General features: G+C 43.3%; 9 protein-coding genes. All 9 read right to left on the bottom strand.

Going from position 1 to position 16,015, the window contains the following annotated elements; all coding sequences use genetic code 11:
- Positions 1-49 precede the first annotated feature (49 nt).
- The 9 genes from AC1D69_RS00340 to AC1D69_RS00300 all read right to left on the bottom strand — a co-directional run bounded on the left by AC1D69_RS00340 (position 50) and on the right by AC1D69_RS00300 (position 15,976).
- Complete coding sequence (locus AC1D69_RS00340; protein ID WP_495454174.1) at positions 50-493, bottom strand: GatB/YqeY domain-containing protein; 444 nt, start codon at positions 491-493, stop codon at positions 50-52.
- A 15-nt stretch (positions 494-508) separates the two neighbouring features.
- Positions 509-682: a 30S ribosomal protein S21 gene (rpsU, locus tag AC1D69_RS00335; protein ID WP_036657994.1), complete on the bottom strand. Its 174-nt coding sequence runs from the start codon at positions 680-682 to the stop codon at positions 509-511.
- Positions 683-823: 141 nt separating this feature from the next.
- Positions 824-1,183, bottom strand: a complete 360-nt coding sequence (locus AC1D69_RS00330; RefSeq protein WP_495454173.1) for a histidine triad nucleotide-binding protein — start codon at positions 1,181-1,183, stop codon at positions 824-826.
- A 201-nt stretch (positions 1,184-1,384) separates the two neighbouring features.
- Positions 1,385-1,828, bottom strand: coding sequence for a hypothetical protein (locus tag AC1D69_RS00325; RefSeq protein WP_495454172.1), 444 nt, complete (start codon positions 1,826-1,828; stop codon positions 1,385-1,387).
- 276 nt (positions 1,829-2,104) lie between these two features.
- A complete protein-coding gene (locus AC1D69_RS00320) occupies positions 2,105-5,527 on the bottom strand; it encodes an AAA family ATPase (RefSeq protein WP_495454171.1) in 3,423 nt (1,140 codons plus the stop codon).
- Positions 5,524-6,705, bottom strand: coding sequence for an exonuclease SbcCD subunit D (locus AC1D69_RS00315; protein ID WP_495454170.1), 1,182 nt, complete (start codon positions 6,703-6,705; stop codon positions 5,524-5,526). Before AC1D69_RS00315 ends, AC1D69_RS00320 begins: the two co-directional genes overlap by 4 nt.
- Before the next feature lie 44 nt (positions 6,706-6,749).
- Positions 6,750-10,778 carry a helicase-exonuclease AddAB subunit AddA gene (gene addA, locus AC1D69_RS00310; RefSeq protein ID WP_495454715.1) on the bottom strand — a complete coding sequence of 1,343 codons (4,029 nt, stop codon included), beginning with the start codon at positions 10,776-10,778 and terminating at the stop codon, positions 6,750-6,752.
- Positions 10,779-10,804: 26 nt separating this feature from the next.
- Positions 10,805-14,332 (bottom strand): helicase-exonuclease AddAB subunit AddB, encoded by a 3,528-nt coding sequence (addB, locus tag AC1D69_RS00305; RefSeq protein WP_495454169.1) that lies wholly within the window; start codon positions 14,330-14,332, stop codon positions 10,805-10,807.
- A 270-nt stretch (positions 14,333-14,602) separates the two neighbouring features.
- Entirely contained in the window at positions 14,603-15,976 is a 1,374-nt protein-coding gene (locus AC1D69_RS00300; RefSeq protein ID WP_495454168.1) for a class I SAM-dependent rRNA methyltransferase, read from the bottom strand.
- Positions 15,977-16,015: the final 39 nt, after the last annotated feature.

Below are 16,015 nucleotides of genomic sequence, written 5' to 3'. Positions count from 1 at the left end.
AAAAAAATAAAAAACACCCCTCAAAATCAAGGGATGTTCCTGTTATTGTTTATTGCAGAAATTGTTGAACTACTTGGTTAACAAGTTTGCCGTCAGCGAGTCCCTTTACCTTAGGCATTAGGGCACTCATTAATTTCCCCATCTCGGCTTTCGAAGAAGCACCGGTTTCATGGATGGTCTGCTGTACAATGACTTTAATTTCTTCTTCAGAAAGCTGTGCGGGAAGATACTGGCCGACTATCTCGATTTCTGCTTTAGCACTAGCGGCAAGATCATCGCGTCCTGCTTTTTCAAATTCTTGGAGGGCATCTTTGCGCTGTTTGATTTCACGACCTAGGATATCAAGCACCTCGGAATCATCCAAAGTTCTTTTCAAATCTATTTCAAGATTCATGATTGTCGAACGAATCATTCTAATAGTGGAGAGTTTGAATTTATCGCGACTCTTCATTGCTTGCTTCATGTCTTCGTTCAATCTTTCGCTAAGATTCATAGTTGTTAAATCCCCCTAAAACTTTCTCTTACGAGCAGCCTCAGACTTTAGCTTTTTCTTAACGCTTGGCTTTTCATAATGCTTGCGTTTTTTCACCTCAGCCAAGACGCCATCTTTAGCGATGGAACGTTTAAAGCGACGAAGTGCAGCATCGATTGTCTCATTTTTACGAACTTTCGTTTCAGACACCAGTTTTCCCTCCCTCCGACCAGACCGTCCAAGAGTATTAACACGGTTCATCAACTTTTATTATAGGTGAAAGTCAAATAGGGTGTCAACCTTACAGCTATTTTTTTCGTAATCTGATACAATACACTATTTACCATGTCGTTACTGATGAGAGGCTGAAAGGCCTGTTAGAGCGCCTAATTTGGCACCTCCAAGCAAGTGATAATGCAGATGATTTACCGTCTGTTCCCCATCAGATCCACAGTTATTAATAAGACGATATCCTGATTCTGAAATACCCAAATCTTGTGAAATTTGTTGTGCAACATGATGAATTTCCATAATTAAGGGTAAATTCTCAGGGGTGACATCATTCATCGAAGCGATATGAATCTTTGGAATGATTAGCACATGTACCGGTGCAGCAGGTTGAATGTCGCGAAAGGCCAAAACATGTTCATTCTCAAATACTTTGTTACTAGGAATAGTACCTTCGATAATCTTACAAAATAAACAATCCAAGTTATTCGCCCCCTAAATCTATACTTTCTCTTTATTTATCATACTGGATATGGGATAGCCTCGTCCAATACTCCTCTAGGACCCATACAGAAAAAATGACGTCATCTATTTATTTCTAAAAAAGATGATTATTCATCAGAAAAAAACTCACAAGGACACTACTCTGGCCTTGTGAGTTCTCTTGTTACAGAAGGATGTATATTAATAAAATGGCAGGATCGCTAGCGTGGTCAGTGCTGCAAGCGGCAAGAGCAACCGATTAAACCGTCTTCTTCCATACGGATAATACCCATAAGCAGGGGGACCTGGTGGATAATAACCAGGTACAAAAGCACGTACGTCTAGACCCGGATATCCACCGGATCCCCATGACGGATTACCAGCAGCCTGCTGATTTCCGTATGATATTGGTTGAAGTTGGGGATTGCCTCCATACGCTCCCACAGGGGACATGTTTCCGTTCGAATAACTGGCATTTTCCATGTGATCACAGCACATTTCATGATCTACGGGCACAGCTAAATGTAGGTTTTCATCGTCCACATTATCTACAAAACCATCATAAACTCTTCCATCCATAATGACTACACGCACGTAACGATGCATGTGGTGATGACATAGTTGCTTGGCTTCAACCTTCTCCATCTGTTCTAGCCCTCCTAATAATGCATTTGCTACTTACATTCTATTCAGGTCTAGGCGAATGGATACTTATTTAAGCCAACTAGATATAAAAATACAAAAAAAGAAGAAGCACCTAGCAGCTAGAAAAAGCTGCTTGACGTACGGACTTATGTTAGGGAATTGAATTCCCTTCCATAAGTCCGCCGAGGTACTTCTCAAGTGATGTCGGCTATTAACTGTATTATAACAATGGCTTGTAACTGTTACTGTGATCATCGTCACATTTTTTAAATATCGTTACATATTTTCTATCACAAGACGCGAACCACCCCCACCATGTTCGGAGGGTAGGACGATTAATTTGCGTGGTAACCGTGCTCTTAGCTCAGGTACGTGACTAATAATACCTACGGATAGATGATCACTATGAAGACGTTCTAATGAGGTGATGACCATCTCCAGAAGTTCTGGATCTAACGTTCCAAATCCCTCATCTAAGAAAAAGAATTGTAACGGATATTGACCACGCAATTGAATTTGAGCTGATAAGGCAAGCGCTAAAGATAACGATGTCAGAAATGTTTCTCCTCCAGACAACGTGGATACAGGTCGACGAGTTCCCCCGTTAGCATCGTCACGAATCACGAAACCTCCACCCGAATCCACTTCTAATGCATAACGTTGTCTAGTTAAAAACATAAGACGTTGTGACGCAGCCTGGCTTACCTGCATTAACTGCTCTTCCGCAATGTATTCTACGAAGGCATTCCCCCGTAAACACGACTGTAACTTATGGAGTTGCTCTCCTGTGGACTCACGTTCTATACGTGTATCCTCTAGTTGTATCCATCTTGTATGGCGCTCAGATATATCTTCTAGATCGCGCTCAGCCCTTGCCTTGAACTGGATGGCCGCTTCATCATTCTTACGACATTCTTCCAGTCGAGTCTTGTGGGTATTCCACTCTTCTTCAGTAAGAGAATTCCCTGACAACTTGTCTTCGACATAGGCAAGCTGTAACGTAACTTCCCGTTCATTCTCACGATGTTTTCTTACTGACTCGGTGTACTCAACCTCTTCCTCCTGTTGTAAACAACACGCAACAACTTCATCTCCAGTAGATAGTGTTGATGCTGCCAACATCTGCTCCCAACGGCTTTCAGATGCTTTACAATGATCTGATGCTGATGTAACAGCCTGCTGTGCTATAACAGTTGCTTTGATGGCTTCATGTTTCTTATCCTCAGCTGTACGCCGTGCAGCCTTCGTATGTGACACTGCTGCTCTTAACCGAAGGAGATGTTGAGTACATTCCTCAAGTAAAGCCTCTGCTGATCCATCACCGATCCAGGACTTGAGACGTTCCATCTTTTCTTTTAGCAGTTCACTTTTAGCATGCCATTGCGTGTTCCATTGAATAAGAACCTTGTCTAAGTCACCGATTTGTTGTTCTAGAGATTGAATAGCTGATAATTTACTCTCTAGAAAAGGAATACTGATCTCAAGTCGTTCCTTAATCGTCTCAGCTTCCTTATCTTTCTTCTGCATAAGCTCGAACATCGAATCAATCTGATGAATTGGAAGCTCGGGGAACTCTTTGTCCCAAGCTTGCTGCAATTTCATCAATTCAACAGTTAAGCGATCATGCTTGTTCTTGGAATCCGCATGATAATTTCTAAACGCTTCTACTTCTGCCATATATTTCATGTGTTGCTGTTGAAGTACAGCTTGTGTCTGCTTCATCTCTGCAGCTTCCTGCCGCAGGCTTGAGGTCATCTTCGTAAGCTTCCGAGTTACATCATCAAACTGTTCAACGATACTTGTCCAGTGTGCAACAGAGAATTGCATCTGAGATTCTTCGTTTATTTCAGATTGTTCTTTAGCTACAGCTACATGTGAATCATCTGGTTCAGGAAGTACTATTCCAGATTGATCGATTAACGATTGGCTCTCATTCATGAGCTGTCTAAAGGTAAGCCGAAACTCTTGAAGTTGAGACTGAACATGACGTAAAGATTGCAACCGACCTGTCAGAGTCGTAAGATCATCTGAATCTTCCAGAGACTCCACGGGTGAGGGATGGTGTTCCGATCCACATACAGGACAAGGATGGCCTGCCTGTAACTGCGTCGCTAACGTAAGTGATAGCGCATGCATCTCCGAGTTCTTGAGTTCTCCTCTTAATTGTTCTTCTTCTCCAACCAGTCTAATAGCAGCTTGACCTACCGAAGCTTCTTGAACAATCAATGCAGAGACATGTGAAGAAAGCTGTGCTAAGAACGTTTTATGCTTGTCATCGTTGCTCTTTAAATCTAGATCAGAACTCATTAATTTTGAATTCATGTCAGCGACTGTTTTTTCTTGTTGGGATAACTCCGCGCTTACAATCCGTACCTGTTCTTCCATAGACTGAACTTGGTGTTTACGCTGTAATGTTTTATGAATAAGCTCCCGCTCTTGTGAGCGCGTCTCTAGCGGCTTTAAACGATCCTGTAATTCCGCCTGTCGTGCCTGCCCCTTACCAAGTAGCACTTTCTCTTTCAGAAGGTTCTCACTTAGTTCAGCTTGTGTTCTCACGACGTCCGATCTCTTTTTCTCAAGTTCATCACACTCACTACGAAGCTGATCTCGCTCCAGTTGAAGCTTCACTGCTTGCTCTAACTGTTCCTGCCTAACCAATAACTTCGGTTCTTCCGTAGATAAAGCGAGTTGTGCTGTTTCATCCGCTTCACTTGCCAGAAGTGCTGATTGTTCAGCTTCCTGTGATACTACATTCAATAATACCAATTGCGCCTCGCGATTCGCATGCTCTTGTTTACTCTCTTGCATTTGAACAAGTAAAGGCATCAAATGTTTTGCCACACTTGCCTTGGCAAGCTTCTCTTCAAGCAATCTAACTTCATTTTCTAAAGAGCGAAGTTGTACTAATTGTTGTTGCCTGTTGGCGCGTTCAATTTGCCATTCCCATACTTTTGTCATTTGTTCAGCTTGCACCGAAATTTCATCCAGCCTGCGTCGCGAAGCTTCAGCTTCAGCGATAGCTTGCACCCGCTGTTGTTTGGCAGCTTCCAGCGCCTCACGTCCAGCATTTCCTAAACCTTGTTGTTCTGCCTCAATATTGTGAAGTGCCGCTTCATTTTCCTTCACACGGCGACTTAGCTTCTGCCCTAATTGATCACCATATTGCTCCAGATGAAATAACCGTTGCAACATTTGCCGTCTCTCGCTACCCTTCAGTGATAAGAATTCAGCAAATTTCCCTTGCGGGAGAACGACAGCCCGTGTGAAATCATCCATTTTAAGTCCGATTTTGTCTTCTACACAACGAGTAACATCTGCTAATTTATCCGCGATCACTTGATCCCCTTCAGGAGTAACTTCAATAAACCGGCTAATGGTATTACTTATTGATAATTCATTCGTTCTTTTGAAACGTCGCTCTACCCGATATTGTTGGGGTCCTTCAGAAGAATTTAATTCAAACGTGAATGAGACAAACAACGAATCCTCCGAATGATTCATAATTCCTTGTGTTCCATTGACTGCTCTCTCCACTTTGCCATATAAAGCGAGTGTTATCGCATCTAGCAAGGTTGATTTACCGCTACCAGTAGGACCGAATATACCAAATAGGCCCATCTGTGTGAGTTCGTCGAAATCTATCTGTTGTGGTTCACGATAACTTTGTAGTCCAGCAAGCTTTAGAGTGATTGGCTTCATTGGTCATCCCCCTCTTCCTGGACAGTCCCATTCTCCTCAACAAGTTCAAGAAACAATTGTACCAGTGCATCATCGGGAACGGCTCCCCCCGTCTGTCGCTGATAGAACTTACGGAAAATTTCATGCAAAGGCATGCGTGAACGCTCAACTTCCATCTCTACTACGTCCATGTCTGGATAGATCGGTCGAATATGAATTAATCCCTCACGGCTCTTGCGAAGTCTCTGAATTTCAGATAGAGATAGGGCTTCTGTCAAAGATACTTCCAAATCAATAAATGCACGATCATCAAGTCCCTCATCCAGCCAACGATTAACTTCTTCAAGACCACCTTTGGCTTTCCAACGTACGAGTGGTCGCCCACAGGATAGAAATAACTCTTCAAGAACCGGTTGTCCTCCGGGTGCGATATCTAACATGGCGACCGACTTAGCCTGACCCGCTTCTGAGAAGCTATATGCCAGTGGAGATCCACTATAACGAATCATGCCATCCCCTTTTACAGCCTGAGGTCTATGAAGATGTCCTAGAGCGGTATATTGTGCCCCTACAGACAACGCAGACGGATCAACCGTATAAGCACCCCCAACCTGGATTGGACGCTCAGAGTCCGACTCCACGCCGCCTAACACATAAATATGGCTCATAGCAAGGTTGATCGTCTTACTTGTAAATTCACGAGATAATAATCCCATTAACTTGCCGACACGGGCGCTGTAGGCTTGCCGCAGATCATCCTCATTACCCTCTGAGACTAGCAATTCATTAAGTCGAGCTTCCGATGGATAGGGAAGTGCAGCGATTTTAGCGATCTCTCCAGTACGAGGAGCATGAATACTCACAGCATTCGTAGCAGGAAGCCCCACAAGTGTGATGCCTTGACGCGTCACCAGAGGCGACACAGAAGCTACTCGCTCAGGCTGATCATGATTACCAGCTATAACAACAAGGGGTCTACCTCCTTCGCTCAACCGCGCTGAAGCCTCATAGAAGAGCTGTTCTGCTGCTGCAGGAGGGTTGACTGAATCATAGACATCTCCAGCCATTAATATGAGATCGGCTTGCTGATCATTTGCCATACGTACTAATTCATCAACAAAGTCCTCCTGCTCTTTCAAGCGGCTACGGCCTTCCAATGTCCGTCCGAAATGCCAATCACCTGTATGCAATATTCGCAATTGTTCTCTCCCCCTATGGTCTTACCTTGACCTAAACTATCGATTTATATCTGAACCAAATGTGACCCATCGAAGAAGTACAGCCACTTCTCACTTACAGGTTCTCCCATGATGTCTTCTAATGCTTTGCCATAGAGTTCTAGTTGGAAACGATATTGTTCTGCCAGAGCCTGCACCCCACCACGTTGTTCCAGAACACGATCCGTCTTGTAATCTAGCAGAACTAACTTTCCTTCTACTCTAAAAATACAATCGACAACCCCTTGAATTAACACCGTCTCATTCTCCAACCCTGTTAAGACCTTGAGAGATTCCTGCTCATCAGCGGAAGACAGCTCTTTCACAAAACTGAGTCCCTGATAGGCTTCTGTAGCAGAAAGTGCATAACTAAAGGGCAATTCCCGTTCAACCCATGTTGCAGATTGTAATCTAGCTCCTATCTCGCTATCGTACATAGATACCACTTCATCTAAACCGATCATATCCTTTTGATCCTGGGTTACAATCTGTAACTCAACAAGTCGGTTAAGTGTCTCTTGAACTACCTCTGAATCTACGCTTTCTCCATGTAGAGGAATATGTTGCATCAGGGTATGGTACACCGTTCCACGCTCGGTTGGACTCATATTTTTCTCTTCCATAAATTTAGGACGGCGAAGTTGTAGCGTCGCATCTGGGTACTGCTGAATCTGCTTCTCTTCCATCAGATCTAAAGACGGAAGCTCTTGTAAAGAGAGCAATTTCTTCATCTCTGTTACCGATGTTTTGGCAGAAAGTGTACTTGCGATAGCGTATGGATACTTCCATGCCAATTTATCCTCAATCTTTTTGAGGTCTGCTATATCTGTTTCAGTGTTATTTTCCATCGCTGAAGAAGGTATACTCTCTCGATTTAACATGGCTTGTAGCTTCTGTTCACGATGTTGAAAAATCTCCTGATCTCCATCGATACTCACAATCATACCTTGTGATAATTCATCAGCAGAAAGTACAGACACCATCCATGTTGAAGGATCCCCATTCAATACAGGAGATGGTGGTTCAGTTACGCCACCCATCGCTCGCAGTATTTCTGCATCAGGATGACGAATCAGAGCCGGTCCGATCCAATCTATATAACTGCGCCCTCTTGATAATACATAATCAGGTAGTACATATGGTTGATGACTTTGAACTTGAGCCCATGATGATATTTTCTTCGTCAAATCCTTAAGTGTACCTACAAGGATCATTTTCTCTTTGGGACGCGTGAGTCCCACATAGAGCACTCGCATTTCTTCTGCTAGGAGTTCTTGTTGCGCTCGACGTCGTATCGCAAGGTTAGGCAATGTGGGGTAACTAACCCGCATTCCTAGATCCACAAATTTCGGTCCAAACCCCAAATCCTTATGCATTAGAAATGGTGAATTCAAGTCTTGTTGATTGAATGTCTTCGCAATTCCTGCTAGGAAAACAACGGGGAATTCCAACCCTTTACTCTTATGAATGGTCATAATTCTAACCGCATTGTCTTGCTTGTCCGATCTTCCTGCACTGCCTAAATCAGACCCATGATCACGTAACCTTGCTATGAAGGTTAAGAAACGGAATAACCCTCGAGAAGCTGTGGTCTGTTCATATTGAACAGCTCTATCGTAAAGTGCTGTCAAATTACCCTGACGTTGCCCTCCTCCAGGTAATCCACCTACCCAGTCCATATATCCTGTCTCTTGGTATATATGCCATATTAGGTCTCCTAGGCTGCCTCTACGCGCTTCTTTACGCCATTCTTCTAATTTGGTTAGAAATCTCTGTATTTTAAATTGTAATTCGATAGAAAATGGTTCCGTTGTTGATGTATGATTGCCACCCTGAAAAGGGACCGCATCATTCAAATCATCCCTATTCATAGGAAAATCTTTCGTTGCAGCTATCTCACCAGTTACATCGTGGAATAACTCATGACCATTCCCTTGTGCATGGTGCTTAGAACCCTTCTCCATACCTGCCGCAGCGATCATCGCTTCATAGAATGGACCACTAGCACATAATCGAATCTGGGCTAATTCCTCCTCGGTTAATCCAACAATAGGTGAGCGAAGTACACTTGCTAATGGAATATCTTGTTGAGGATTATCTATAACCTGCAATAGCGATAACATAATCGCAACTTCTGTTGCTTGAAAATATCCCTGATTCTGTTCTCCGTCAGCAGATATGCCTTGTTGTCTTAGTTCTTCCATGATCAGTGGTCCCCAAATATAAGCGGAACGTAGAAGAATAACGATATCTCCATGAATAACAGGACGCATCTTTTTTAAAGACTTATCATAGATGAGCACTGGTGGAGTTCCGGTTTCTCCCGTCATTTCCTTTATCTTAGCCGCAATAGCTCGTGCCTCAAGTTGCGCTGTCTCCATCTCCACCCACTCGCCCTCTTGTAATAGAGCGTTATCTTCACCCTCTGAGCCTTCAGCATCTCCTGACTTCCCACCATTTCCACGGTCAATCAGAAGAAGTTCGGGCGTATAAGAGACATCACTTTCGTGATCTGGAGTTTCGGGAAATGATGCACCATATACTAATTCAGCCCGTTCATTGTAAGTTATTTCAGCTACATTCTCATTCATCATTTGTCGGAAAAGTACATTCACTGCATCCAACACTTGATGTCGACTACGAAAGTTACGAGCTAGGTCGATAACTGTCCCTTCGTTATCCTCCAGCCCATATCTACCATACTTGTCCAAAAACAGACCTGGATCTGCTAGACGAAATCGATATATACTCTGCTTAACGTCACCTACCATAAACCGATTGCCTGGCTGGTCTCTAGAGATCAGCTTTACGATATCTTCCTGTACGCTATTGGTATCTTGATATTCGTCTAAGAGTACCTCGTCAAAATGCTTTCTGTATTCTACAGCAGCATCAGAAGGAAGAAGTTGATCGACTGACGATTCGGGATGTCTTAGAATCTGCAAACAGTAATGCTCTAGATCACTGAAATCCACAATTCCTCTTGACCGCTTCTCCTCTTGATAACGTTGACCGAATAGTATGACAACCTCAGATAACTCCGCCATCACAGGAGCAACTTCATGAAGCTCCGATAGAAACGTTTCTGATGATCGACCGAACAAGGAACTTTTAAGATCAGTCAATATTTTCTTGACGTTATCCCTTAATTCTTTCACACGTTCCTGTAAATCAGAATCAGTCTCATCTTTACGACAACTTTTCAATTTACCAAAAGAAACCGTCTGGAAGGCATCGTATAGAGCATTCCACGGGAAATCCTCGAGACATTCTCTAAGGGATTCAACCATTTCCAAATCATCTCGTAAATTATCTACATAGGGCGATGGCCCACCCGGCAACATGGCAATAGAGATAGCTTGATGTAACAGTCCAGCTGCGCCAGCCATAGATAGTTTAGCATCCTTAACAATACTCTTTACCCACGGACTATCATCAAGTTCTGCTGGATCAGTAACAGCGAAGTTTGACGCCATCTTACGCAACCAAGCATCTGGCCATGAGTGACTTCGTGAGAAGTCGTACAGTTTCTGCACAAGAAGATACAGCGCATCATCACTACGTTCACCACTGAACCAATCCGCCAGACGTAGAAAGATTCCGCCATCTTCTGATTCCCCATACTTCTCTTCAAATAATTCCTCCAGAATTTCCTGACGCAACAATTCAGCTTCATTCTCATTCAGAATACGGAATCCCGGATCCAATGGAATCCATTGATAGTAACGACGAATCACTTCTAAACAAAAGGAGTGAAGTGTTGTAATGGATGCTTTTCCTAATAAAGCAAGCTGTCGACGTAAATGTGCATTATCAGGTTCCTTCTCTAACTCCTTATCCAATGCCTCACGAATCCGCTGACGCATCTCAGCCGCTGCTGCCTTCGTAAATGTGGCCACAAGTAAACGATCAACACTAAATCCTTGCTCCTCATTCATAATTTTACGAATGATTCGTTCTACCAACACGGCTGTTTTTCCTGAACCTGCTGCAGCTGCTACAAGAATATGATCACCGCTGAGCGAAATCGCCTTCCACTGATCATCACTCCACATACTGCCTTCCGGCTTAACTAATCCGATCACGGTGTATCTCCTCCTTGTGTCTTTTGCAACATGTCCCATACTTGTACCTTGTTTGGTTTACCCATCAAATGATAGTGGTTACCTTCAATATTCTCATCAAATTGACAGACTGACTTATAAGAACAGAACGTGCATGCTGTCTCATGTTGAATTCGATAAGGCTCAATCTTAACATCGCCTTCTGTAATTCGGGTTCCAATATTCACAATATTGCTACGTACCGAAGATAATAGGCTATCCCATTGTTCTGAAGTTGCGACCGCTGCACTACTGTAGAAGCTACCATCCGATTTCACAGCAACAGGAAGTATGGCTGAATGCCCTTTATCCAGAGATGTGTCCATCTGTGCAATGACTTCACGATCTGAGAGCAGAAGGCCCTTCATTTTGAAACGTTTAAGAAGTTCATCTGCCGCTTGCTCAGCACTCATGCCATTGGCAGATTGCAACAAGGGATCATGCACATGGAAATATAGTGTTCCAGCAGGAATAGCCGTTCGGCCCAGCCACTCTTCAGAATACGTCAACAAGACATCCAAATAAGTTAATAACTGAAGTGACAATCCATAGTACACCTCATGTAGCTTCAGATCATTCTGACTGGACTTATAGTCAATAACCCTCAGCATGATTCCTTGCGCGCCTTGCGCCATATCTACACGGTCTATACGTCCAACTACTTCCATCACTGAGCCATTCGGTAGTGGAAAGATAAGCGGAGGTAAGGTCTTTCCTGGTCCAAAATCAAGTTCGAGACCAATAGGTTCAAAGTTGCCTCGACGGGCATGCTCACCGAGAATGATCGAGGCTCTCCCTACAATGTTTTTTAATTTCCTAGAAATATAAGCATAACGCTTAGAGCTAAGTAGAATTTCACCCTGTAAAAGAGGGGTTAACCGATCCACAGCAATACTCGCCTCATGACGACATTCATCAGGTGTAAGGCTACCCCAGCTAACGCTACGGTTCTGTAATTGTGTAGCCATGTCACTTAGCGCAGAGTGGAATAATTGGCCGATATCAGGTGCCTTTAATCGATACATCTGACGTTCCTTTAACTTTAAGCCATGCGATGCAAAGTGGGAGAAAGGACAAGCAACAAATTTCTCCATCCGCGATACACTCGTACGTACTTTTGTACCATAAAGCTTGCGGCTCGTATCTGTTTCTAGCGGCAGTGTATCATTGACATAGAACAAAGAACGAAGCAGCATAAATAGTGCTTCACGCCACTCTGCTTGTTGTAAGTACCAGTTATAAATGCCCCACCAGAAATCAGGAATTTCAATACCATTCTTCCATTTTCGTAACTGAACAATGAGATGACTCAACGTCTGCTGTGGATTACTAACGAAGCTTTGTTGCTCTCGAAGAGATTGTTCTATTAATGGCTGTCCAGAGAGTATGTCTTCCTCCAGTAATGGATACATTTTCTTAACATGCCGAATCACTTCCGAAGGTAAGAGAAGTTTCCCTTCCGCATCAGCCAATGCATAGGAAATCCAAACATGTTTGCTCGCTGAAGTTAGCGCATTGTAGATCAGAAATCTCTCATCTAGTAATTTCCGTGAAATACTTGGGGCAAGCTCCATCCCTATGTCTGTTAATAAAGTCCGCTCTTGTTCCGTTAATACACCATCTTCCTGAATAACAGCGGGCACTACACCGTCATTGAACCCAAGTAGGAAGGTATACTTCACACCACTTGTACGCGTACGATCCATATTTCCTATTAATATTTGATCAATAGATGGCGGAACTAAAGATAACTTCATCTCCGTTAAGCCCGTGTCTAATATCCCTGTAAATAGTTCAACACCAATATTCTCATCACCCATTAATTCCACAATCTGATCTAATAAATCTAGCGTAGCACCCCATAGTTGACGATGTTCTCTTGCTGCTTCAGGTTGACCTGATTCTAATGCCTCATGGCTAAGAGCATCTAACTTTTGTGGAACACCCGCATCCTCCAAAAGAAGATAAACGGCTGTACACAGATCACGAGCTGTCTTTCCTGCCTTTAATCTCTTCTCAAAAGAAAGCAAAGGACCCGTAACCGCAGCACGGCAGCGTTCCATTAATTCAAGTAGCTGTTCACCATTCTTCTGTCGGTCCACGCCATCACTTTCAAGTGAAAGACTAGGAATCGCTCGCCATGGACGCCCCTCCGTCCAACGGTATCCTTGAATACCACAAGCTAATACGTAGTTCTCTAATCGGTCCATATCTATACGATCTAGTGAACCATCTACAGGAAGCAGTAAGTCTGTCTTGATACAGCGAAATACATCTTCGTATCTCCATCGACGACTCACAATATCAAGGGAAGACCGAATAAATTCTACTAAAGGATGATGTAACTCGCTTCGCTTCTGATCTAGGAAAAAAGGAACGCCATAATCGCGACATAACGGGCCTAGAATGGGTTCGTAATCTCCTAATTGTCTTACAAAAATAGCGATATCTCTAAATCTAGCCCCTTCCTCACGCACCAGACGAAGCATTTCACGAAGTGCACCCTCCACTTCTGACCGTCGATTAACAGCTGCATGAATAGAGACTCCCTGTTGACCAAGATTACTCATCTTCTCCACAGATTCAGGATGCCAAGGGATTCTGCGATCGAATCCCTTTTCCATATGGGCTAGTTCTGGACTATCTTCAAATCTTGGAAGAACGTCCGGTGTCAGAATGGTATTGGTGGTGTCTACGCCTAATTCCGTCGCCATTCCTTTTAACTTCACATAGGTAGTCGCAGATGGATGAAATAAATCCAACTCATGGGGTACCATCCCCTGTTCATAAGCTTTATCAAGCGTAAGTACTATGGTTACCGAAGAAGCACACAGCATAAATTGTTGCAACACAATAAATTCTTGGGGTGTAAATCCATGAAAACCATCAATCCAGATATCTGCATTCTTCACATAAGAGGAGTTAGGTATTGCTTCTGCTAATGTCATTAAATGATCTTCATTATCCATATATAGAGGAGATAACTCTTGCTCAAAATCGCGATACAGCGTGAGAATATCTCCTAATTTATCACGTAGAATAGGCGTCCCCGATCCATTGGTTTGCATTCGTGATAGTTGTTCTTCAACGTGCGTAGCATCTATACAATACCGTTTCATCTCCGTATAGAGTTGACTGAGTCTTCCAACGAAACCCATTTGATCACCCGATGGACCAAATAATGTTAACTCTTCTTTCCGTCTCTGAATGATTTTGTAGAGTAACATTTTTTTACCATCTTCACTAATCCCCACGCGAGCTGATCCGCCTGTCTCTTGCATAACCCGATAGGCTAGTCGCTGAAAACTAAGTACTTGTGCTCGTGCAATCCCCTTCACAGGACCTGATGTTACCAAAGCGTGTTCAGCTTGAAATGAGCCCTGTTCAGGCACAAGTAGAATAATAGGTTTACCGTGAGGATCTTTACTCAGTCGAGTAGAGATTTCCTGCATTATATTCGTGGTTTTACCGCTTCCCGAACGTCCTAAGAGGAAATGAACCGACATGGGATACCTCCTTCATATATAAATTAAAGCCGATTAAATTCTATCAAAATAGTTATTTCTCATTATAACATAACCCATATTTGAAGGAACGTATGTTTGGTATAAATTCACACCTATGGATAGATAAAAGAGGAGAACATAACTACCACAACAGAATAGATATACCAAATAGCAGGTCAAGGAAATGTCTCCTTGACCTGCTATGGATAGGACATCCGTCTAGTTTCCATAAATCACTTGATCCTAGATGGACAGCTTATAGGATTGGTATTATTTACTACGTACTTCAAAGATTGCGAATTTGAGATAATGTCCTTCATCCACGCCTAGGATCTGTGGATGATCTTTACCTGCGGCACGCCATTCAATTAAACGAAGAATCTTGCCCGCATCCATTGCTGCCTCTTGGATAGTCTCAAGGAATAAATCCGGACGCATATGATATGAACAGCTTGCTGTAACTAGGAATCCACCTTCGTTTACAAGTTTCATTCCGTGAAGGTTGATATCTTTATACCCGCGACAAGCACCTTTAACGGCACTCTTCGACTTTGCAAAGGCTGGTGGATCCAGAATAACCACATCCCATGTTCGGCCCACGCCGGGGGTCATAGGTTTAGAGGTATCTATCTTATTCTTGCCTGTACCTGTATTGGATCGTTTCTCCCGTTCTTCGACACCTTTAACTTGTGTGCGGAGATATTGAAAGGCATCATCCACAACAAATTCTACTCGATCCGTGAATCCGTTTAATTCCACATTCTCCTGTGCACTCTCAATAGCATGCTGAGAAATATCCAGACAGGTTACTTTCTTAGCGCCATATTTGCAAGCATGCAGTGTGAAACTTCCCGTATGTGAGAAACATTCAAGCACCGTCGCTCCATCCCAGTATGGGAATGTAACGACACCACCGCTCTTATTCACAGGTAATTGTTGCGTGATCCCATCTTGATCAACATCCTGCAAGGTGATGCCACTTCTTCCACCCCAACCTGTCATTAAAGGCTCAATCGAAGCACGATTCTCACGTTGATCGAAGAAGTACCCTGTCTTCTGCCCTTCTTCAATATCCACTCGAATGTGGAGTCCATTCTCACGGACCGTTACATAACGTGGACATTCCCCATACACTGGGCCTTTTACTTGTTCCATTCCTTCTAACTCACGTACAGACACATCGCTACGTTCATATATGCCCTGTGGCTGCATGACTTGTACCAATGCAGCTACAATGTCATTACGGCACAAATCCATACCCAACGTTAATAATTGAATAACGAGTATATCTCCGAAGCGATCTACGATTAGACCCGGTAGGAAATCTGCCTCCCCATAGACTAGACGATAGGCCGTCTCACCCTTGATGAAACGTTCGCGATGCTGTAATGCATTCGAGAAACGTTCTACAAAAAAGGCTTGGTCCATAGACTCCATTGGATTGTAGGAAACAACTCTTACAGTGATTTGTGAAGCAGGATTATAATAACCTGTCCCAAGATATCGTCTCTGATGATTAAGAATACTTACCAGTTGGCCATTCTCAGGTTGACCTTCAACGGTTGCAATTTCACTTTTGTATACCCAAGGTTGCCCCTGCTCTAATCTTTTCTTTTGACTACGATGTAGAATAACGGATGCCACTATACTTCACTCCCTAATATATACCTGCACGCATACGAT

It is taken from the genome of Paenibacillus sp. Y301 (assembly GCF_059445505.1).
This window is presented reverse-complemented; position numbering and strand designations above follow the sequence as displayed.

What these genes read in the sequence shown, in the direction of transcription:
- AC1D69_RS00340 (WP_495454174.1), bottom strand. Translation starts at nt 493, where the DNA reads ATGAATCTTAGCGAAAGATTGAACGAAGACATGAAGCAAGCAATGAAG.
- addB (WP_495454169.1), bottom strand. Translation starts at nt 14,332, where the DNA reads ATGTCGGTTCATTTCCTCTTAGGACGTTCGGGAAGCGGTAAAACCACG.
- AC1D69_RS00320 (WP_495454171.1), bottom strand. Translation starts at nt 5,527, where the DNA reads ATGAAGCCAATCACTCTAAAGCTTGCTGGACTACAAAGTTATCGTGAA.
- AC1D69_RS00325 (WP_495454172.1), bottom strand. Translation starts at nt 1,828, where the DNA reads ATGGAGAAGGTTGAAGCCAAGCAACTATGTCATCACCACATGCATCGT.
- addA (WP_495454715.1), bottom strand. Translation starts at nt 10,778, where the DNA reads ATGTGGAGTGATGATCAGTGGAAGGCGATTTCGCTCAGCGGTGATCAT.